Here is a 21083-nt window from a genome sequence, read left to right as displayed (position 1 = left end):
CGCTTGCTCCTCAGGGTCCTCTCGGACGTCCACTCCAACCTCCCCGCGCTGGAGGCCGTGCTCTCCCACGCGGACGGTTCGGGCGCCGACTGCACGGTCTGCCTCGGGGACGTCGTCGGCTACGGCGGAGACCCGTCCCCCTGCATCCGGATGGTCCGGGCGGCCTGTGACCTGGTGGTCGCGGGCAACCACGACCTGGGTGCCGGCGGCGTCGAACCCCTCGGGAACTTCGGTCCTGCAGCCGCGGTGACGGTCTGCTGGAACAGGAGGGTCCTCGACCGGGACTCGCTCGGGTACCTCGCCGGGCTCCCTCTCACGGCGCAGAAGGCCGGCTGTATCCTCTGTCATTCCTTCCCGCCCGACCCGGGCTCGTTCACCTACATCCTCCATCCGTCGCTGGCACGGAAGTGCTGCAGGCTCTTCCCCGGAATCGTGATGCTGACCGGCCACACCCACGTCCCCGGGTTGTGGCGCCCGGACGGATCGTTCTCGACCGATGAAGGCGGGATCCTCCCGGGATGCTGCGTCGTGGCCGCGGGCAGCGTGGGCCAGCCCCGCGACGCCGATCCGAGGGCGGCCTACCTGCTTCTGGATACGGATTCGGGAATGTACCGGCATGTGAGGGTGGAATACGACGTGGACAGGGCCGCTGAGTCGATAAGGGCCGCGGGGCTCCCCGACGGCCTGTGGATGCGCCTCTACCGCTGAATGCCCGCCCCGGCGGCCCTGATCATCTCGCCGATGACCTCGCCGGCGGTGACGTCCCACCTGAAGCGCCCGGCCCAGACCTTCCCGGCCTCCGACAGGCGCGCCCTCAGGACGGGGTCGGACAGTACGGCCGACAGGGCGTCGGCAAGGGCTGCAGGATCGCCGTGAGGCACCAGGATGCCCGTCTCTCCGTTGCGCACGGAGTCCCTCAGGCCGTCGCTGTCGCTGGCGACCACCGGGGTCCCGCACGCATTGGCCTCGATCACGGTGAGGCCCCAGCCCTCCTTCTCCGAGGGCAGGGCGGCGACGCATGCGTTCCTGAGCTCGGCCAGCTTGCTCTCCCCGGGGACGAAGCCCGTGAAGACGACTCTGTCCCGCAGGCCCAGCCGGTCAGCGAGACGTTCGAGCTCCTCCCGGTAGTCTCCCGTCCCCACGACCCGCAGGACGACGTCCGATCCGCGCTCCCTGAGGATGGAGAGCGCCTCGATCAGGGTCTGCACCCCCTTGTACCTCTTCAGCCTGCCGACGTAGAGGATCGTGCGCGGATCGTGAGCGTCCGAAGGCGAAGGCGCGTATTCGTCGAGATCTATGCCGCAGGGGCTGACGGAGATGTCTCCGCCGGGGATCCCCCTGCGCTCCAGATCGCGTTTCGTGCTCTCCGAGATGGCGACGAAGCGGCAGCCGCGGTACACCCGCGGTATCAGCCTCTCGAGGGCGTTGACGTAGAGTGCCAGGGGGAATGCCACCTCCCTGTAGGCCGTGGTGCCGAAGAGGTGCGGCACCAGCACCAGCACCGGGGCTGGAGACCAGGAGGGCGAGAAGAATGGCAGCTTGCAGAGGTCCTCGACGACCAGGTCGAAGGAGGCCAGGTCGAGATGCCTCCTGCACCATCCCCGGAGGCCCAGGTTGAACGTGGACCGGCCGCTTCTGCGGATTATCCCGACTCCGTCGATGGTCTCCTCCCGGGGCAGCCCGTCGCAGGCCTGGGAGACCTGCACTATCTCATGGCCGGCCGAGGCGGCCCGCCGCATTATCTCGTGGAGGTGCACCTCGGCGCCTCCCGCCTCCGGGTTCCTCGGATCACGCCAGTTGAGCACCAGCACCTTCATGGGGCTTCCCTCGCGCTCTCCGGCGGAGCGGCTGCACGATCCCCGGGGCGGGAGCCCCTCCCGGCGAAGACTCCGATGACGTAGCCCAGCGCCGGGCCGGCCCGCGTGCCCTCCACCGCCATCCTGACGCGGGCCCTCAGCCTGTGCACCGGGCCGACGAGGACGGGATCCAGCGGGAGCCTGACACCCGCCTTGAACAGGATCTCCCTCAGGATCCGGTACGAGAGCGAAGGGCTCATGAACCGGCCGTAAGCCCTGCAGGGCGCGAGGCCGCTCTTCCGCAGGAGCGTCTCGAGGGACCGCCTCGTGAACTGGGTCTCCCATCCCGCGAACCAGGCTCCGGCGGCGATCAGGATCTTCTTCACCGCTGTGTACGGGTGGAATGTCTGGGGGACGTCGACCAGGACGAGGCCCGATGCCGAGAGCACCCTCCTGTTCTCGTCCAGCAGGCCCGCAGGCTCCCGGAAGTGTTCGAGCACTCCCTGATGGAAAACGAGATCGAAGGATCCGTCACGGAAGGGGAGATGGAAGGCGTCGCCGCAGACGAGGGCGGCCCCCGTGCCCCGGCAGACGTCCCTCGCGATCGAGAGCGCGGCGGGGGAGTAGTCGAGGGCGACGGCGAACGCGCCGGCCCGGGCGAGGGCCGCGGTATCGCGCGCGGTGGCTGCGCCAACCTCGAGACAGGCCCTTCCCCGCACGTCCATGGCCAGGGCGATCTCTCCGGTGATCCTCCCGGCGTTGTCGTAGATTTCCCGGGTCTTGCGCCCCCGGGTCCAGAACCTGTCCCAGTGTCCCCTGTCGGATGTCCTCAAGAGATTCTCCCGTTCTGCAGCGCAAAGCTACACTCCCCGCCCCTCCGGGGGGAAGACCTTGCCCGGGAATGGGGGGAGATGTTATGATAACACGATATTACCCGGTCGTCCGGGTCGTTTTATATGGAAAGAAGAACTTTGATGAGGATATCCCTGAGGAGATTCGCGGAGCGCGACCTGCCCTCGCTCGAGCGCTGGCGCGACGAGATCGACTCCGACAGGTACATGGAGAGGCTGAGCCCCGTGAACTTCGACGGTTCGGGATTCGAGGGCTGGGGCCTCGACTATGTCTGGTACGCGATCGAGGTCGACGGTTCCACCGTGGGCGGCATCTGGTTCGACCTGAAGAGGAACGACAGGTCGATAGGAGTGATGGGGATAGTGATCGGACGGACCGAGTCCCTGGGCAGGGGGATAGGACGCAGGGCCATAGCGAAGGCGATCCCCGCCGCCAGGAGGGTGCTCGGTTTCGACACGGTCCGGCTCCACGTCCGGAGAACCAATCCCAGGGCCATCTCCTGCTACCTCGGCTGCGGGTTCGTGGTCACCGGCGAAGGCTCCAAGCTCCTCGAAGACCGCGGCAAGGTCCCCTTCTACCGCATGGAGATGTACCTCGAATCCGGCGTCCCCGTCATGCCGGCGACCGGAGGGCTCGCCCTGCGCGCTTCCGGCACCGGTCAGGCCGGCCGCCGGAGCGAATCCGGCGGGCAGAGGCGCACTGGCTGATCCCGGAGCGGCGTCCCCGGCTCCACCTGCAGCAGACTCCATATCGCATCATGTTGTGAAGCGGCCGGTCCGGCGCACGGCGGCTGGCGCCCCGATGCAAACAGATGTATACATCGGGCATGAGTGCCATCATCGTAGCGAGGAGCTGCTACTCCTTCGGCTACGGCGTCGAGACGCCGTCCGACATCGCCTGCGCGGCGCCCCCCGGGGCTGCCGGAGTGCTGCTCGCCGATTCCGGGGGTCTCCACGGCCAGCACGAGTTCCAGGCTGCCGCCCCGGACGGGATGAAGCCGGGAGCCGGCTGCCGGATCTCCCCGGGGGTGGTCCTGGCCTCCCTCGAAGGCGGCTGGGCCCAGCTCTCGTCCCTTGTCACGGCCGTCTCGTCGCAGCTCCCCCTCGCCGAGGCCTTCTCGTCCGGCACGGACCGTCTCGCGGCGCTCGTCTCCCGGCCTGGTGACGCCCTGGCCCTGGCGGAGGCCGGGTTCTCGGGCGCCCTTTTCGGTGCGGTCCTCCCGGCGTGTTTCGGAAACGATCCCGGGGTGTCGGAGGCTTCGTTCACCGGGGCGGGCATCGTGCCTGCGGCATGCTGGCCGGTCGTTTCCATCGCGGAATCCTCGCGCAGGGCGCACAGGCTTCTGCGGGCCGCCTCCGCCGGTTCTTCCGAGGCTTCGCTGCCGTCACGGGCGTTCGCCTCGCGCCATGCCTCCATGCCCGGCGACGGAGCGCTGGAGCGTCAGTTCACCGGTCTGCGCGCCTCGCGCGAGGGCGCGGCCCTGCTTGCATCCCGGCTGGACGCGTTCCACCCCCATGCGGGCCTCCTCCTGTCGGCCGGAGATGCCGGCAGCGTGCCGCTCCTGCGAAGCATGGCCGAGGAGGCATTCCGGCGCACCTACGGGAACGGCATGGCGGCCCGGAGGCGCCTGGAGACGGAGCTTTCGGCCATAGCGGCCGCGGGCCTGGCCGGATACTTCCTCGCCTTCAGGGAGGTTGCGGAATTCTGCGCCGCGAGGGGCATATCGGCGACGGCGCGCGGGTCGGCCGCGGGCAGCATGGTGAGCTACCTGCTGGGCATCTCGGGGGTCTGCCCGCTGCGCTGCGGCCTGTCCTTCAGCCGGTTCTTCAATCCGCAGAGGCCCGATCCGCCCGACATCGACCTCGACATCGACAGTGCGCGGCGCGACGAGGTCGTGTCCTTCGTCCTGGGCAGGTGGGGCCGGGAGTCGGCCTGCGTGGGCGAGATCGTGAGGCACAGGCGCAGCTCCGCGTTCCGCTGCGCCGCCTCGGCGGCCGGGCTGGGCCCGTCCGACATAGACTCGATGTCGGTGCTCCTCGACGACCGGGATGCCGCGGTCTGGCGGAGGGATGCCGGCAGACGCCTCCTGGCCGACGCCGCCCTGCTCGAGGGCCTGCCCTCGCATGTCGCCCCCCATCCCTGCGGGATCGTGATATCCCCGCGCCCGGTCTGCGAGGTCGTGCCGCTGTCGCCCGGCACGTCGGGCCAGGCCGTCACCCAGTTCGACATGGTCGGAGTCGAGAGAGCCGGGCTCCTGAAGATGGATCTGCTCGGACAGCGCGGCCTCACCGCCATTTCCCTCGCCCTCGGATGGGATGCGCGGGGCGGGCAGGCGGCCCGGGGCGGGATGCCGCACGTCCCGGGGGACATCCGGGACGCCCTCGAGCTGATGGCGTCGGGCAGGACGATAGGCGTCGCACATGTCGAGTCCCCGGCGCTCAGGGGCCTCCTGACGGAGATGAGGGTGGCGAGCCTCGACGACGTGGCGCGCGCGCTGGCCCTGGTCAGGCCGGGCGCCTCGGGCAGCGGGACCAGGGAGCGCTTCTTCGCGGCCATGAAGGGCGAAGCCCGTCCGGAGTGGGAGTTCGACGAGCTTCGCGACATCCTGGGCGGCAGCTTCGGCGAGATGCTCTACGAGGAGGACGTGTCGGAGTGCGCCGCAAGGCTCCTCGGAATCGACGAAGGGCAGGGCGACCTGGTCAGGCGCCGGCTGAAGAGGAAGAGGCTGTCGCCCGCGGATCTCGAGGCATTCGGGGTGGAGGGCGCCCGGGCCTCGGCCGTCCACGCCTTCCTCTCGCGCTTCGCCGGGTACGGATTCTGCCGGGCCCACGCCTACTCGTATGCAGCGATAGCGTGCATCTCGGCATCCCTGAAGGCCTCGAGCCCGGCATGCTTCATGGCCGCCGTCCTGGCAGGAGGCGGAGGCTTCTACGACCAGCGGACCTATGTGGAGGAGGCCAGGCGCCTCGGGCTCGCGATCGCGCCGCCGGGGGTCAACTCGGGGGAGTGGTGCGCCAGGCCGTCCGGTGGGGGCGTGATGCTCGGATTCTCGAGCCTGCGCGGCATGGGGCCCTCGGAGCATGCCGCACTCGTCCGGGGGAGGCCGTACGACTCCCCGGGGCAGGTCGTCGCCGCGGGCGTGGGTCGCGGGGTCGTGAAGGCCATGGCTCAGGCCGGGTGCTTCGGGGAGATCGGCCTGACCCGCCCCGGGGCCCTCTGGGAGATGAACCGCAGGTCCGGTGGCTTCTTCACGCGGGAGGAGGAGGGGCTGCCCGGGATCCCCGAACACTGCAGGAGCGAGATGGTATCGCTCGATCTCGAGTTTCTCGGGGCGGCGGTCACCTGCAGCCCCCTCTCGCTGGTCGATCGCCCGGACGGCACCGTTCCGCTCGATCGTCTCACCGGGGCCGTCCAGTCCGGCATCTGGGGCAGGGTGGCCTCCCGCAGGAGCCTCTCCGAGGGGGCTGGTTTCCTCATGCTCGAGGACGACAGGGGGTATGCCGACGTCTTCCTGCCGTCCCCCCTGTACTCGCAGTCACGCCTGATATCGCGCAGGGAGGGCGCCACCGTCGTACTGAGGGTCGCAGCGGGCCGCGACGGCAGGCTCCGCGCCACGTCCGTCTCCGCCGGCCCATTGACGCCATGCCGCCGGGTGGTATGAAAAGGTGCGGACATGGAGCCGCAGGCCGGACAGGACTGGAGGAAAGAGCATGCCGGAGCCGCTTGCTCCAGGAGATCTCAGGTGGCGCTGTCCCGAGGGTGCCATGGGTTTCGACAGGACCGACAGGGCTTCCACCAGCAACAGGATCGTCGGCCAGGAGCGCGCAGTCAAGGCTGTGAGGCTCGGCCTCGAGATCCAGTCCCTGGGCTACAACATGTTCGTGACGGGCGTGTCCGGCACCGGGCGCGAGTCCACCGTGAAGCGGATACTCGATTCCCTCGACCTCACCACCGATGATCTGAAGGACATCCTCTTCGTGCACAACTTCGAGGATCCCCAGCGCCCGATGGTCATCACCCTACCCGCCGACGACGGGGAGGAGTTCGTCGGGAGCCTCGCCCAGTGCGTCGAGCTCCTGAAGAGCAACATCCCGGCGGTCATGTCGGGCGACCGCATGGGCAGCGAACGCAAGAAGATCCGTGCCGACGCCACCGCGAGGCAGCAGGAGCATCTTGACGCCTTCAGCCGGGAGGCGTCGGAGAAGGGCTTCGCGCTGGTGAAGGTGCAGACCGGACCCGGCCAGTTCGGCCCCGAGGTCCTCCCCGTCGTGAACGGCGAACCCGCAGGATTCGACAAGCTCGACGAGATGCAGAAGGCCGGGAGCCTCACCGCGGAGGCGAGGGAGAAGTACACATCCGATCACGAGGCGCTCTTCGGGCGCCTGATAGACGTGATCAGGCGCAACCAGAGAATCGAGATGGAGGCGGCCGGGGAGGACCAGGAACTCGTCAGGAGGACGCTCAGGCCGACCGTCGAGGGCATCCTCGACAGGCTGAAGGAGACGGGTGACTCCAAGGTGGAGGCCTATGCCGACTCCCTCTCCGCGGCCATCCTCGACAATCTCGAACAGTTCCTCAACCCCGGCGAGGGCGAGGATCCGTACTACCTCTTCTCTGCCAACCTGCTGGTGGACAACAGCAGAAAAAGGGGCAGGCCGGTCGTGATCGAGCAGTTCCCCGACCAGGTGAGCCTCTTCGGCAGCATCGACAGGCTGACGGTCGACAACAAGCCCTACAGCGACTTCACCCTGATCCGCGCCGGGTCGCTCCTCAGGGCCAACGGCGGATACATAATAATGGACGCCATGGACATACTCAGGCAGCCCGGGCTCTGGCCCGCGCTGATGCAGACCCTCCGGAACCAGACCGTGGTCATCAGGCAGCACGATCCGCTGAACCTATTCCCGATCGACCTGCAGCCCGAGCCCGTGGAGATCGACGTCAAGGTGATCCTCCTGGGCTCCGACTACCTCTACACGATGCTCGGCATGAGCGAGCCGGAGTTCGGGCTCCTGTTCCGCATCAGGGCCGACTTCGACGACGAGATGGACCTGACTCCGGAGAACCTGAGGGATTTCGGCGGCGTGATCGCATTCATCGCGGGCAACGAGAAGCTGACCCCTCTCTCCGGGTCTGCCGTGGCCGCGCTCGCCGAGCAGGCCGTGAGGATGGCGGACAGGAGGGACAGGATCTCGACCCAGTTCAGCCGCATAGCCGACTACGCAAGGCAGGCCGCCTACTGGGCCCGGTGCGAGTCGTCCCCCGTGGTCGAGGCCCCCCATGTCAGGAAGGCGATCCTCGAAAAGCGCGAGAGGCTCTCGATGGGGCAGGAGTACGCCCTGGACAGCATCGAGCGCGGCGAGATGATGATAGACACCTCGGGGGCGAAGGCGGGGCAGGTCAACGGCCTGGTGGTGCTGAGCGGCGTCGACTACTCGTACGGCCTCCCGATGAGGGTGACGGCCCGCGTCTCGGCCGGGCGCGAGGGCGTGATAAACATCGAGAGGGAGGCGGATCTCTCAGGCTCCCTGCACACCAAGGGCATCCTCATCATCACCGGCTTCCTCAGGGGCAGGTATGCGCTCGACTTCCCCCTGTCGCTGTCCGCCAGCATCTGCATCGAGCAGAGCTACGGAGGGGTCGAGGGCGACAGCGCGTCGAGCGCCGAGCTCTATGCCCTCCTGAGCGCCCTCTCGGGGCTCCCGGTGCGCCAGGACCTGGCAGTCACCGGGTCCGTGAACCAGTACGGCGAGATCCAGCCCATCGGCGGCGTGAACTACAAGATCGAGGGCTTCTTCAACGTCTGCAGGCGCAGGGGTCTGACCGGCACCCAGGGGGTGCTCGTGCCCGCATCCAACGTCGGGAGCCTCCAGCTCGACGACGACGTCGTGGCTGCGGTCGAGGCCGGCAGCTTCTCCATCTACCCCGTCAGAACCATCGACGAGGGCATCGAACTGCTCACCGGAATCCCCTCCGGATCTCCGGCGGGCCCGGGCGGCTGCTACCCGGAGGGATCCGTCAACGGGCTGGCAGAGGCCTCCCTCCGCCGCATGGCCGAGATCCTCCGGAGCTTCGGCAGGGGGAGCTGAGGGGCCCTTGCGGAGGCCCAGGGTCTTCACGTCGAGCTGGGGCCAGATGGAGAGCGCCGGTTCCAACATCGGCGATCTGGCCGTGTTCGCATCCCAGATGCAGGAGCTCGGCGGTGCCTTCGACGTGGGCGTGATGTCGGGCGACCCCGCGGGGACGGCCGCCCGGTGGGGCGCGAGGGGATTCTCCACCCGCCGGGGGCGTCTCGCCTCGATGATCCGCGGAGTCCTCTGGGCGGACTATGTGGTCGTGGGCGGAGGGGAGCTGGTCCAGGACAGGTCCTCGCTCCTCTACTCGCCGTTCAACCTGCTGCCGTTCCTGCTGTCGTCCTCCTTCGGGAAACGCTCGTTCGCATGGCTCGTCGGGCTCGGACAGGGAGGAGAGCTGCGCCCCTGGACCCGCGCCTGGATAGCCCGGTGCATGGCGACCGCCAGAGGGATCAGCGTGAGGGACGCGCCTTCCGCCGACCTCCTTGCCGGCCTCGGGTTCCGGCCCGGGAGGGTCCTGCGCGCTGCCGACTCCGCCTTCTGCCTCTGCAGCGGGCGCAGGCCGGGCCCGGTGGACTCGGACATCCTCGGGGCGGCGCCCCGCGATGTTTCCAACCGGACAGGAGGGCTTCTCCCGCTCGAGACGAGGCGGAAGCTGGGGCTCGACCGCCCGGGAGGGGGGAGCTCCGCGGCCGCTGACTGGGCTCGCATGCTCGACGGGCACCTCGCGAGAAGAGGGGGCAGGGTCCTCCTCCTCCCTTTCCACACGGGACCGCTCTCCAATTCCGACGACCACTTCTGCCGCGAGGTCCTCGGCAGTATGCAGAGGGCGGACCGCGCCTCGATCCTCGAGACGGAGAACCTGCACGGGTTCATGGATGCGATGGCCGGGTGCAGGGTCGTCGTGACCGCCCCCCTCCACGGTGCGATCCTGTCCGTGGTGACCGGCGCGCTTCCCGTCGCGGTGCCGTACTCGTCGAAGGGTACGAGATTCATGGAGGAGGCGGGGCTCGGCGACCTCTCCGTGCAGACATCCCGGCCCGGGTGGGCGGATGAGGCGGCCGCGCTGGTCGACGAAGCCTGGCGCACGTGCGGATCTCGCTGGTGCAGTCTCTCCGCGAGACGCTCCGAACTGCGGGCCAGGGCCGAACTGAACACGGCCTACTTCGGGTCGGTGTGCGTGACCGCCAGCCTTGCCCCGTCCGTCCCGCGGCGAGTATATTGACATCGCGAAGCTAGGCGACACTGCACCGAAAACGGTGTGGCGCCTATTTTTATCTCTCCGGTACCCGTAACCGTCTGTTCAGGAGGTCAAAGTGGAGAAGGGGTTCAACCCGTTCGCCATGGCTCAGGCGCAGTTCGACCGCGTGGCCGAAATGCTGGGTCTCGAGCCGGGCGTCCGCGAGTTCCTGCGCTGGCCTCAGCGCGAGTACCATTTCACGATTCCCGTCCGCATGGATGACGGCAGCATCCGCGTTTTCCGCGGTTTCCGCGTCCAGCACAGCGACGTTCGCGGGCCCTGCAAGGGCGGCATCCGCTTCCACCCCCATGAGACCGCCGATACTGTGAAGGCACTCGCCACCTGGATGACCTGGAAGTGCTCGGTCGTCGACATCCCCCTGGGCGGCGGCAAGGGCGGCGTCATCTGCGATCCACACGAGCTTTCCCAGCTCGAGCAGGAGCGCATCTGCCGCGGCTGGGTCCGCCAGGTCTGGAAGAACGTGGGCCCCGTGCAGGACGTGCCTGCCCCCGACGTCATGACCTCCGGCCAGCACATGATATGGATGCTCGATGAGTTCGAGACCCTGTCCGGCGGCAAGTACCCCGGCTTCATCACCGGCAAGCCCGTCGGCGTCGGCGGCTCCCTCGGCCGCACCGAGGCCACCGGCTATGGCGTGATCTACACGGTCCGCGAGGCCCTCAAGCGCAAGGGCATCGACATCAAGACCACGACCATGGCGGTCCAGGGCTTCGGCAACGTCGCGCAGTACGCCGTCGACCTCTTCACCCGCTACGGCGGCAAGGTGGTCTGCGTCTCCTGCTGGGATCAGAAGGACCAGGTCTCCTACACCTACCGCAAGATGGACGGGATCGACCTGAAGTTCCTCATGGGCATCACCGACAAGTTCGGCACCGTCGACGCCGGCAAGGCGATAGCGGCCGGCTACGAGAAGCTCCCCGGCGACGCCTGGATCGAGACGGAGGCCGACATCCTCGTGCCCGCCGCCCTCGAGAACCAGATCAACGGCGAGAACGCCAAGAAGATCCACCCGAGGGTCAAGATACTCGCCGAGGGCGCGAACGGCCCCACGACCCCCGATGCCGACGATGTGATCAAGCAGCGCGGCATCTACCTGGTCCCCGACTTCCTCTGCAACGCCGGCGGGGTCACCTGCTCCTACTTCGAGCAGGTCCAGAACAACATGAACTACTACTGGGAGAAGGACGAGGTCCTCTCCAAGCTCGACACCAAGATGACCAACGCCTTCCACGCCGTGGCCGACATGGCGGAGAAGCACAACGTCTACATGCGCGACGCGGCCTACATGATCGCGATCGAGCGCGTGGCGAAGGCGGCCCAGCTCCGCGGGCTCGTCTAGGCGCAGGTACCGGAACCTCAGGGAGGCCCGGGGGTCCGCCCCCGGGCCCTTCATTTCCGCAGACGCGGAAATGAGCAGGCCCGGCAGTTGCCCGCCACCTTGCGGATCCATCTCCACGGCGGGCAATGAGAGGGCCGGAGCGTACTTCCTCGGACGATGCCCGAAGGGCGAACGATCCTCCTGCCGGCTCCTCGGGGAGCCAGCATCGAAACGTAATAACAGGCTGGAGTCATTGTCTCTCGCATGTTTGCTCCGCAAACATGCTGGCGACGCCTTCATTTCCGCAGACGCGGAAATGAAGGCATTTCAAACCAGGAATGAAACCAGGAACAAGAGGTCTCATCGGCCTTCGATCCGGGGGGGGAACCTCTCCTGCGACTTCCTGGTATCCTCGAACGGAGCGGGTCTCATGAAAGCAGGCGCAGGCCGGGAAGGAGGATTACCCCGATGCCTCTGGTAGAGGAGTTCGAGTCGTCGGGACGCTTCCTGTTCAGGTGGCGGAGCTATCTCCCACTGGTCCTCCTATCGGTCGTCGGCGCCTCCCTGGTGGAGTTCCGGTATCCAGGCGGGAGCCATGTCCTGGACACGCTCTGGGAGATGCTATGCCTGCTGGTCTCGCTCTCGGGACTGGCCGTGAGGGCGGTTACCGTTGGCTACGCGTCCGCGGGCACATCCGGGAGGAACACCCGCAGGCAGGTGGCGGACAGCCTGAACACCACCGGGCCCTACTCCCTCGTCAGGCATCCCCTGTACCTCGGGAACTTCCTCATGGCACTGGGGGTCTTCCTCTTCCTCAGGGTCTGGTGGCTCCCTCTGGTCTACTCACTGGCCTTCGCGCTCTACTACGAGCGGATCATGTTCGCCGAGGAGGCCTTCCTTCGCGGGAAGTTCGGCGTCGAGTACATCGCATGGGCCGTGGGGACCCCGGCCTTTGTGCCCGGCAGGAGCAGGTGGAGGGCGCCCGGCAGGCCGTTCGCCTGGCGGACCGTCGCCAAGAGGGAGAGCCAGTCGCTGGCGGCCGTCTGCATAGCGATGTTCGTCCTGGAGGTCCTGGGGGACATCCGTCACACGGGGGCCGTCATCGCCGATCCAATCTGGGTCTGGATAACCGCCTCGTCCATCCTGCTGTATGCCATGATCAGGATCCTCAGGAAGACCACTCGCATCCTGGACGCCGGCAGGCACTCGCCCGCCCCGGAGGTCTGAGCGGTCCGAACCCCGGCGGCATCGTGAGCGTGCGGGTCACCAGGACGAGGATAGGGCTATGAGAGGGACTCCGATCGCGAGAGAGAGCGCGGTGGACACCGCGCCGAACTTCAGGTACTCCACATAGCCGAGATGGTACGAGTCCTTGGCCCGCTCCGCCACGATTATGTTCGCCACCGATCCCACCAGCGTCAGGTTGCCCGCGATCGTCGTGACGAACCCCAGCAGCACCCATCCCGTCGACGGGTCTCCGAGAGATGCGAGATGGGGGCCGGTGAGCAGTGTCATGGGCACGTTCGACACCAGGTTCGAACCGAGCGTGACGAAGGCCGTGAACAGGGCCAGGCCGCCTGCAGAGACGAAATCCATCGAGGGGGCCGCGGCAGCCCATGCCCTGGCGACGACCCCGGTGCCGTTCAGGCCCGCGACCACCATGAAGAGAGCCGCGAAGAACACGAGCAGGGTCCAGTCCACGCGCTCGAATACGGCGGCGGGGTTCCTGCGCCTCGAGACCATGATGACCAGCACTCCGGCGAGGGCTGTGTAGCCCATGTGCAGGCCGGCGAAGAACCCGGCGGCGATGGCGGCCAGAACCGCGTACTCCACCGGCCTGCCCCGGCCGGAGGCCCGGGTCCGGTCAGCGGGTTCGGGAGGCGCGATGCGCACGGAGACCCTTTTCCCGAAGAACAGCACGAGCAGGACGATGTTGACCGCCAGGGCCGCCAGGACCGCCGGCAGGCTCCTCCACAGGTACTCCGAGAAGCCGTATCCGCTCATCGAACCGATGATCATGTTCTGGGGATTGCCCACGAGAGTGGCCGCGCTGCCGATGTTCGCCCCCGTCGCCAGGGCTATCAGGTAGGGCCCCGGATCGAGCCCGGATCTCCGGGCCGCGGACAGCACGAAGGGCGTCATGAACACGCATACCGTGTCGTTCACGAGGAGCGCCGACAGGGCCGCCGCGGATACGGAGGTCATGGCGAGGAGGATCCGGGGCGAACCCGCACAGGCCGTCGCCCGCCTCGCCAGGACATCCAGGACCCCGGCGTCCTCCAGGTAGGCGGACAGGAGCATCATGCTGAACAGCAGCAGGATCGTGGAGCAGTCCACCGCCCGGAAGGACTCCTCCGGAGTCATCACCCCGAGGGCGACCATGAGCAGGGCGCCCAGGAGGGCGCCCGCGGGCCGCCCGATGGGGATGAAGCTCAGCTCCCTGGCCGCGATCAGGACGTACGTGAGCGCGAAGACCGCAATCGCCGCCGCTGTCAGACCGTACCTCCGGTTCGGGCCGTATCGATGCCGATAGATGCGGGATGGGCCGCTGCGGCGCAAGCCCGTGCGCGTCGGCGCCGATGGCAAGCCGTATGCTTGATGTGCTGCTGGCGACAACGAGCATCAGCAGCCAGGATCCGCTGGGGGAAGAATTGGGCATAGAATCCCGATGAGTTCCGCCGTGCCCGCCGTCGATGGAAATGGCTCTGCCGCCGGGGCATCCCCGGTTGCCGACGCCCGCTGCCGATTCATCCTGGCAGAGCTGGGGCTCGAGCGGGACGGCTCCGGCTACGGCCTCCCCCCCTCCCGCGAGCGTCCAATAATCGACAGCATCGAGCTGTACAGCGATTACGACTTCGACGGAGCTCTCTCGATCGTCCTCGCCGTGCATGCCGGGCGAACGCCCGAAAGAGCCCGCCTCCTCTTCGGATCGATCCACGAGAAGGCGGTCTCGGTGCTCTACGGCGAATGGATCTTCATCCCCGAACCCGTGCTCGCCTGCGGTCCGCGCATCGTCCCGCTGGCCTCCGACCTCGCGATAATCGAGTACATCCGGGGATGGAAGGCGCTGATGCGGGATCTCGGCCCCTCCTGCTGCGAGGCCGGGAGCCCCGCCGGCGCGCTTGCCCCGGCATTGCCGCCGGGCCTCGTCTCCGCCTGCTCGGCCGAGGCGGCCCTTTCTGCGATCGGAAGCGGCGACCCCTGCGAGGGGCCCTTCAAGGTATGCCCCGGCATCTGCCTGAAACACGGCTGGAGGGACTCCGTCGCGCACGACCTGGAACAGGAGGGAGCCCTGGCGCGATGCGTCGGAGAAAGGCTCCGCCAGGCGTTCGACATACTGGGGGAGTCCAGGGTCTGATCCCCGTGCGGAGTCGAATTGTCGACGAATCGTCAGGATGTTGACACCCCGTCGGGCCGGACGCCTCTCCCCGCTCTCTGCTCTCCGCCGGACATGACCCCGGGCACCCCGGCAGTACGATCTTGACCGGCGCCATGCGGGTTGATATGGACGAATGCACGAGTCAGGAAACACTCCACGGCCGGGCATCCGGCAGGGAAGGACCCCATGGGGGACGGAGCGATGGATGCAGCAGTGCTTCTGCGCAGCAGATGGGACGAACTGGAGGGCTTCGAGTCGGATCAGGACAGGGGGATCCCGGCCCCTCCCGCACAGCCCGTACCTCCCGCGGACGCGAAGATCATCGAACTGCCCCCCGCGGATTCCGATCATGCAGGTCCCGCTCTCGGCCGGATGCTCTCGGACAGGAGGAGCCGGCGCAGCTATTCCGCTGGGGATCTCTCGATCGGAGAGCTCTCCTTCCTGCTCTGGGCCGCCCAGGGGCTCCTGAAGCCGCTGCCGAAGCAGGCCGGCTTCCGCACCTCCCCTTCGGGCGGGGCGAGGCATCCCCTCGACACGTACGTCGTGGTCTCCCGCATCTCCGGCATCGAGCCCGGGCTCTACGTCTATCTTCCGAACGGCCACTCGCTCTGGCGCAAGGCAGCCCATCCCGGGAAGGAGAAGCTGCTCGAAGCCTGCAACGGCCAGGCTTTCGCCGCATCGGCCCCCGTCCTGGTGATCTGGGCCGCCGTCCCGGCGCGGAGTTCGTGGAGGTATGGCCCTGCCGCGCCGAAGCTGGTCCTCCTCGATGCCGGCCATGCCTGCGAGAACCTCTACCTGGCCTGCGAGCATCTCGGGCTGGGGACCTGCGCCATCGGGGCGTATCTGCAGGACGAGTCGGACCGCATGCTGGGCCTCGACGGCCGGAGTGAAACGACCGTCTACATGGCCCCCGTCGGGAGGCGCAGGGGCTGATGCTCTTCCTCGGAACGGCGGTGAACGCCGCGACGGTCGCGGCCGGAGGCATCCTCGGGTGCCTCGCAGGGTCCAGGCTGCCGGCCAGGCTCTCTCCCGCCGCCTTCCGGGCGATAGGGCTCTTCACGCTCGTAATGGGGGTCTCCATGGCCCTGGAGACCGGCAGCTTCCTCATACTGGCGATCTCCTGCATCGCGGGCTCCATTGCCGGAGAGGCCGTGGGGCTGGAAGCCCGGCTCCTGCGACTGGGGGAGAGGATCAGAAACAGGGCGGGCCTCTCCTCGGCCACCTTCGCCCAGGGCATGACCACGGCGTTCCTCCTCTTCTGCATGGGCTCCATGACCGTCGTCGGCTCTCTGGAGGAGGGGCTGGGAGGCTCTTCGGAACTGCTCCTGGCCAAGGCCGTCATGGACGGATTCGCTGCGCTCATGCTGGCTTCCGCCCTCGGGTTCGGAGTGGTGCTCTCGATAGTGCCGCTGGTGCTGTACCAGGGCGGGCTGACTCTGGCGGCATCGCTCTTCGGCGCGTCCATCCCGGCCGGCCCGGTATCCGAGATGTCGGCGGCGGGAGGTGTGATCCTGGTGGGTCTGGGCATCGACATACTCGGGATAAGGAAGATCGAGGTGGCGAACATGCTGCCCGCCCTCCCGCTGGCGCTCGCAGCGGGATGGATCGCGGGATGAGCGCGGAGAGGCGCCCTTGAACCTCGCGCTCCAGGTCGACTTCGACCCGTCCCGTCCCACGGGCATCGGCCGCTACGGCATAGAGCTCTCGCGCAGCCTCGAGGCTTCCGGCGAGAAACCGACGGTGTGGATAGAGTCGGGGCGCCTGGCGGCATGGAAGAGGCTCGGGATCGGTACCGGGCCTGTCCGCGTACTGCACCGTCCCGGCAGGATCTCCTCCCGGATAGGCCCCGGCGTGTTCTCCGCCCTGGACGGAGTCGACCTGGTGCATTCCTTCGGGAGCACCGTGCCGAGCATCCACGGAGGCAGGACGAAGAGGTCGACCATGATCCACGACCTGGGGCCCTTCCTCCACCCGGAGATGAAGGAGGCCGGCGACACGGCGGCCTGGAGGGCCCGGATATCGGATGCCGCGGGATGCGCCGACTGCCTGCTGGTCAACTCCCGCACCACGATGGACGACCTGCTCGGCATCTTCCCGCTCGCCGAGGGGCGCGTCTTCCTCACTCCTCCCGGCGTCGACCATCTCCCCCCGCCTTCCGATCCTGGCAGGAAGCCCCCCGGAGGCGGCCACGTCCTCATGGTCGGACTGATCGAACCCAGGAAGAACCTGGGGCGTGTGTTCGAGGCCTGGGCGATGCTCGAGCGGGAGGCCGGCCCGGGCGGCCTCCCGAACCTCGTGGTGGCCGGTGCGGACGGATTCCGCGCAGGCGAGATAAGGGACATCCCCGCGCGCCTGGGCATAGCCGGGAGCGTGCGGTTCGAAGGGTACGTGACGGAGCGGAGGCTTGCCGAGCTGTACTCGGGCGCATCCATCCTGGTGCACGCCGCCGTCTACGAGGGTTTCGGCTTCACTCTGCCCGAGGCCTTCTCCTACGGCCTGCCCGTGGCGGCATCGGGAAGGGCCTCGATCCGCGAGATGTTCTCCTCCGCCTGCGACCTGTTCGATCCCTCCGACCCGGTTTCGATAGCCACCGCCGTGAAGCTCTGCATGGACAGGGGAGTACCGGAGGAACAGCTCGCAGAGAGGCGCAGGATCCTATGTAAGTACACGTGGGCGAACTGTGCGGAAGCCACGATGAAGGCCTTCCGGACAGTGACGGGGGCCTGACCGGCATGTCCAGGGTGCTGCTCGCGGGATGCCCGGGAGGTTCGGAGCATTCCGGCGAGGGAGCCTGCGCGGCGCGCACCTCTAGGTTCCTCGCGGCCCTCGAGGGGGAGGGCCACGAGGTCGCAGCGGTATCGGGAGCCGGACCGGCCGGGGCCTCGAAGCTCAGGAGCCTGCTCGCGGGGGGCCGTTTCGACTCTGTCACCGCCATCAGCCCCTATCCGGCCGAGGCGGCGGCTCTTGCCGGCTCCGACTGCCCCCTCTGGATCGACATCAACGGCTCCCATACGTCCGAAGTGGTCTGCGCGTCGGACGACCCTGTGACGAGGCGGATGCATGCCGTGCGGATCTCGAGCCTCGAATCCGCGCTCCTGGCAGCCGGGGATGCCTTCTCGACCCCGACCTCGCGGCAGAGGCTGGCCGTGCTGGGTGAGCTCCTGATCTCCGGCCGCATAGGGGCCGCCGCACTGGCGGCGCCTCCCGTGCACGCGATACCGCACTGCGCCATGCCCCGCCCAGCAGGCATCCCGCGCAGGAAGGCCCCGGCGGGATGCTTCCCGGTGGTCTCGACCGGCTCCTTCAACACCTGGTTCGACCACGAAACGCTGTTCAGGGCTCTGGAAGGGGCCATGAAGGCGGACGGGAGGATATCCTTCACAGCCACGGGAGGACCCACGCCCCATTCCGGCGGAGGGTGGTCGGAGTTCTCGGCGCTCGCCGCATCGTCACCCATGAGGGACCGCTTCCGCCTGGCGGGATGGCTGCCCGGACCCGGGCTCGCGGAGGTCCTGGAAGGGGCGTCCGCAGCCGTCTTCGCCGACCTGCCGGGGCTCGAGACCGAGCTCGGCGCGCGCACGAGGACCCTGGACTGGATCGCCCGGGGGATCCCCGTCGTGTGCACCGCCGGGTCTGAGGTGGCCGCCGAGGTCGAGTCGCACGGGCTGGGCCTGGTGGTGCCCCAGCGCGATCCCGGAGCCATGGCCGGCGCGATCCTGCGGCTGGCTTCCGATCCCGGGCTCGCATGCCGCATCTCCGAAGCCCAGGAGAGATGGCGTCTCGGTCCCGGGTCCCTGCGGGAGATCTTCGCCCCGTACCTGCGATGGGTCGGCTCCCCCGCCAGGACGCTTTCCGCGCCGTTCCGGAAGGCGCCGGTCCCGCGGTTCGGCTCCGCTGCCTATCGGGTCTTCCTGTTCCGGGATCTGGCGGGGGTGTTCGGATTGTCCACGGCCCTGCGCAGGGCCGTGGGGATCCGCCCCCGGAAGGCTCAGGCCCTCCGGCAGTAATCCTCCAGGAGTCTTTCCGCCATACCCTGGGCCGCGCGCTTCACCCGCCCCCCGCCGGGCGGGGTGGCGAACCGCGACAGGAGCAGGTGCCCCGAAGGCTGTCGCATCCCTTCCACCCGCCACGAGAGCCCCATGGCCGTACCCTCCGCCAGCGCCCTGAGCTGGCGCCCGCGCAGGGCGAGGGCTGCCGAGAGCGCCCAGACGGCCTGGTAAGCCAGCATCAGCGGCAGCATCGAGCGGAACAGGCCGGCGGGCAGGTGCCGCCTGAGGACCAGCAGTCGGTTGCGGACGCAGTTGATCTCCTTGCCCAGAGGATTCCTCGAACCGGTGGCGGAGTGCTCGTGGGCTATCACCGCGTCCGGTTCGTACAGCACGCGCCATCCCCCCGCGTGGAGCCTGAATCCCAGGTCGACGTCCTCCATGTAGAAGACCAGCCGCTCCCAGAACAGCGTTTTCCCGTCCTCGAGGGCGTCACGGCGGACGAGACAGGCGCCCGCGCACGGGAACGGCACCTCCGTGCGGCTTGCGAATTCCGAGGCCGGGCGGCCGGCCCCCCTGTCCCTGGCGAAGCCCATGTGGTCGGTTTCGCCTCCGGCCGAATCGATCAGTCCGGGGTCGCGCGAGTTCCTCATGGAGCTGGTGACGGCGCCGACCCCGTCCCCGGGCCCTCCCGCCGCGCCGACAAGGGCTTCCAGCCATCCCGGTGCGGCCACGCAGTCGTTGTTGACCAGAGCGAGGAGAGGGTTGGAGGCCTCGGCAGCCGCGATGTTGTTGGCCCGCGCGAACCCCAGGTTGGAATCGAGCGCGATCAGCCTCACGGAAGGGAAGTCGCGCACGACCATTCCCGGCGAACCGTCCGTCGAGCCGTTGTCGACCACCAGGACCTCCGCCGGGGCGGGCTCCTGGGAGAGGATGGAGGGGAGGCATCTCGACAGCAGGTCCCTGCCTTCGTAGTTGGGGACGATCACGGTGACCGGCGCGCGGGTGCTCATCTCCAGTCCAGCCTGTAGAGGACGCGGGTATAGGTCTCGCCGCCCGAGAGGGACGTACCCCCGGGGAAGACCCAGGAACCGAGGGGCTCGAACGCGACGCCCAGGCGGTCCTCCGAGCCTGCCAGCCGGGCTACGGCCCCGTGCGGATCGAGGATGTGGGTGGCCCCGTGGTCCCTCAGGTACGAGACTGAGGCCATTGCGTCGGTGTCGAGCCCGGGGTACCCGGACCGGGCCCCGGGCGTCACCAGGCCGCCGAGGTCGAGGAGCCGCCTGTGCCCCTCGTACCCGAAGACCCCTATCTCCTGCACCGCGACCAGCGATCCCGGAGGGGTGAGGGAGTCGAGCCCCGACGCCACCTCGCGGTAGATCTCCATGTTGGCCGCCGCGACGGCCATGTGGGGCCAGACGGCCGAAGCCGAGAGTCCGATCTGCAGGGCAAGCGTGAGTACCGAGGCGGCCCCCGCGCCCCGGCGCGGCACGGGCCCCGGGCCGAAGGCCGCCGACGCCAGCCCGGCGAACAGCAGGGGCATCACGGGGACCATGTAGCGCGTGGTCGCCGGAGCTCCGCCCGCGAGCAGCATGACGGACAGGATCACCGCGGGGAGGACAGCGAGGGAGATGCCTGTCTTCCTCCGCCCCGATCCCTCCGGCGAGGATCCCCTCCCGCGCACGACGGCGCAGATGGCGGCGGCGGCGAGGGGACCGCAGGAGACGGCGAGCGATCCGGCCAGACGGGGCAGCTCCGATGCCAGATAGGAGAGGATCGGAACGGTGCTGGCCTTGGCCGATACGGCTTCGGGGACGGCCCTTCCGAAATAATGGAGGGCGAAGAGGCTCCAGGCCGATACGACCGCCACCCAGGGCAGGATCAGCAGCGCGGTCCGGCGGAGGCTGGTCCTGTACTCGCTGCGCAGGAGGCCAAGGGGTCCGAGGATCGCGAGCTCGGGCCTGACGAGGAAGGCCAGCCCGGCCAGGGCGCCAGGTGCAAAGGGCCGGACGGAGCGTGAGAGCATCGTCAGGAGCCAGGCCGCCGCCACGGCCGCGGCCAGGGAGGCCTCCATCCCCGAGGCTCCCCAGCGGGTCATCCAGGGATCGGCCATGCAGAAGATCATTACTGCGGCCGGAACGCTCCCGCCCTTGTTCCCGGCGATCCGCCCCGCGGCCGCCCAGGCCAGGACGGCGGCCGCTCCCGCCGAGATCGACGACAGGAGCCTGGCCGCGACGGGCCCGCCGAGCCCGGCATGGAAGGGAAGGGACAGGAGGAACGCCCAGGCCGGGCTGCTGCATGCATAGACCGGGGGGGTGCCCGCGGAGAATCGCAGGCCCTCACCTCCGGCGAGGTTCCGGGCGTACTGGAGATGGATGTAGGTGTCGTCTATGGCATATCCCCGGGGGAGCAGGAAG

General features: G+C 68.5%; 18 protein-coding genes. 13 read left to right on the top strand and 5 right to left on the bottom strand.

The genetic code is table 11. The features are described 5' to 3' along the window. Positions 1 to 3 precede the first annotated feature (3 nt). Positions 4 to 708 carry a metallophosphoesterase family protein gene (locus tag QUS11_04825; GenBank protein MDM7992616.1) on the top strand — a complete coding sequence of 235 codons (705 nt, stop codon included), beginning with the start codon at positions 4 to 6 and terminating at the stop codon, positions 706 to 708. On the opposite strand, the gene QUS11_04820 is transcribed toward QUS11_04825, so the two are convergent. After that, the gene (locus tag QUS11_04820; GenBank protein MDM7992615.1) at positions 699 to 1817 is read right to left on the bottom strand and encodes a glycosyltransferase family 4 protein; all 1119 of its coding nucleotides are present in this window, start codon (positions 1815 to 1817) and stop codon (positions 699 to 701) included. The two genes, QUS11_04825 and QUS11_04820, sit on opposite strands and share 10 nt — an antisense overlap. Next, complete coding sequence (locus QUS11_04815) at positions 1814 to 2629, bottom strand: class I SAM-dependent methyltransferase (protein ID MDM7992614.1); 816 nt, start codon at positions 2627 to 2629, stop codon at positions 1814 to 1816. Before QUS11_04815 ends, QUS11_04820 begins: the two co-directional genes overlap by 4 nt. A 141-nt stretch (positions 2630 to 2770) precedes the next feature. Between QUS11_04815 and QUS11_04810 the strand changes: the two genes are divergently transcribed. The 6 genes from QUS11_04810 (at position 2771) to QUS11_04785 (ending at position 12528) form a co-directional block, all read left to right on the top strand. Beyond that, positions 2771 to 3355 carry a GNAT family N-acetyltransferase gene (locus QUS11_04810; protein ID MDM7992613.1) on the top strand — a complete coding sequence of 195 codons (585 nt, stop codon included), beginning with the start codon at positions 2771 to 2773 and terminating at the stop codon, positions 3353 to 3355. A gap of 119 nt (positions 3356 to 3474) precedes the next feature. After that, positions 3475 to 6309: a hypothetical protein gene (locus QUS11_04805; GenBank protein ID MDM7992612.1), complete on the top strand. Its 2835-nt coding sequence runs from the start codon at positions 3475 to 3477 to the stop codon at positions 6307 to 6309. 49 nt (positions 6310 to 6358) lie between these two features. Then, positions 6359 to 8737: an ATP-binding protein gene (locus QUS11_04800; protein MDM7992611.1), complete on the top strand. Its 2379-nt coding sequence runs from the start codon at positions 6359 to 6361 to the stop codon at positions 8735 to 8737. Positions 8738 to 8744: 7 nt separating this feature from the next. Continuing rightward, a complete protein-coding gene (locus QUS11_04795; protein ID MDM7992610.1) occupies positions 8745 to 9947 on the top strand; it encodes a polysaccharide pyruvyl transferase family protein in 1203 nt (400 codons plus the stop codon). Between the two features lie 91 nt (positions 9948 to 10038). Then, on the top strand, positions 10039 to 11322 hold the full coding sequence (locus tag QUS11_04790; protein MDM7992609.1) for a Glu/Leu/Phe/Val dehydrogenase: 1284 nt from the start codon (positions 10039 to 10041) through the stop codon (positions 11320 to 11322). 447 nt (positions 11323 to 11769) lie between these two features. Further along, positions 11770 to 12528 (top strand): isoprenylcysteine carboxylmethyltransferase family protein, encoded by a 759-nt coding sequence (locus QUS11_04785; protein MDM7992608.1) that lies wholly within the window; start codon positions 11770 to 11772, stop codon positions 12526 to 12528. A gap of 36 nt (positions 12529 to 12564) precedes the next feature. Here the strand turns inward: QUS11_04785 and QUS11_04780 are convergent, their stop codons facing one another. Next, complete coding sequence (locus QUS11_04780) at positions 12565 to 13860, bottom strand: SLC13 family permease (protein ID MDM7992607.1); 1296 nt, start codon at positions 13858 to 13860, stop codon at positions 12565 to 12567. Between the two features lie 109 nt (positions 13861 to 13969). On the opposite strand from QUS11_04780, the gene QUS11_04775 reads away from it, so the two are divergent. The 5 genes from QUS11_04775 (at position 13970) to QUS11_04755 (ending at position 18687) form a co-directional block, all read left to right on the top strand. Beyond that, positions 13970 to 14659, top strand: coding sequence for a hypothetical protein (locus QUS11_04775; GenBank protein ID MDM7992606.1), 690 nt, complete (start codon positions 13970 to 13972; stop codon positions 14657 to 14659). Between the two features lie 207 nt (positions 14660 to 14866). Then, positions 14867 to 15613: a SagB/ThcOx family dehydrogenase gene (locus tag QUS11_04770; GenBank protein MDM7992605.1), complete on the top strand. Its 747-nt coding sequence runs from the start codon at positions 14867 to 14869 to the stop codon at positions 15611 to 15613. Beyond that, positions 15613 to 16296, top strand: a complete 684-nt coding sequence (locus tag QUS11_04765) for a DUF554 domain-containing protein (GenBank protein MDM7992604.1) — start codon at positions 15613 to 15615, stop codon at positions 16294 to 16296. The genes QUS11_04770 and QUS11_04765 overlap by 1 nt, the downstream gene beginning before the upstream one ends. Positions 16297 to 16312: 16 nt before the next feature. Beyond that, entirely contained in the window at positions 16313 to 17407 is a 1095-nt protein-coding gene (locus QUS11_04760; GenBank protein MDM7992603.1) for a glycosyltransferase family 1 protein, read from the top strand. Positions 17408 to 17412: 5 nt separating this feature from the next. Continuing rightward, entirely contained in the window at positions 17413 to 18687 is a 1275-nt protein-coding gene (locus tag QUS11_04755) for a glycosyltransferase (GenBank protein ID MDM7992602.1), read from the top strand. Here QUS11_04755 and QUS11_04750 read toward each other — a convergent pair. Next, the gene (locus QUS11_04750) at positions 18669 to 19679 is read right to left on the bottom strand and encodes a glycosyltransferase family 2 protein (GenBank protein MDM7992601.1); all 1011 of its coding nucleotides are present in this window, start codon (positions 19677 to 19679) and stop codon (positions 18669 to 18671) included. The genes QUS11_04755 and QUS11_04750 overlap by 19 nt on opposite strands. Further along, on the bottom strand, positions 19676 to 20779 hold the full coding sequence (locus QUS11_04745) for a hypothetical protein (protein MDM7992600.1): 1104 nt from the start codon (positions 20777 to 20779) through the stop codon (positions 19676 to 19678). Before QUS11_04745 ends, QUS11_04750 begins: the two co-directional genes overlap by 4 nt. On the opposite strand from QUS11_04745, the gene QUS11_04740 reads away from it, so the two are divergent. Then, positions 20778 to 20972 carry a hypothetical protein gene (locus QUS11_04740; GenBank protein ID MDM7992599.1) on the top strand — a complete coding sequence of 65 codons (195 nt, stop codon included), beginning with the start codon at positions 20778 to 20780 and terminating at the stop codon, positions 20970 to 20972. The genes QUS11_04745 and QUS11_04740 overlap by 2 nt on opposite strands. The last annotated feature ends 111 nt before the right edge of the window (positions 20973 to 21083 follow it).

Origin of the sequence: Candidatus Fermentibacter sp. (assembly GCA_030373045.1) — a bacterium.
GTDB lineage: Bacteria > Fermentibacterota > Fermentibacteria > Fermentibacterales > Fermentibacteraceae > Fermentibacter.
Note: the sequence above shows the minus strand (reverse complement) of the source record. Positions and strands in the feature narration are given on the sequence as shown.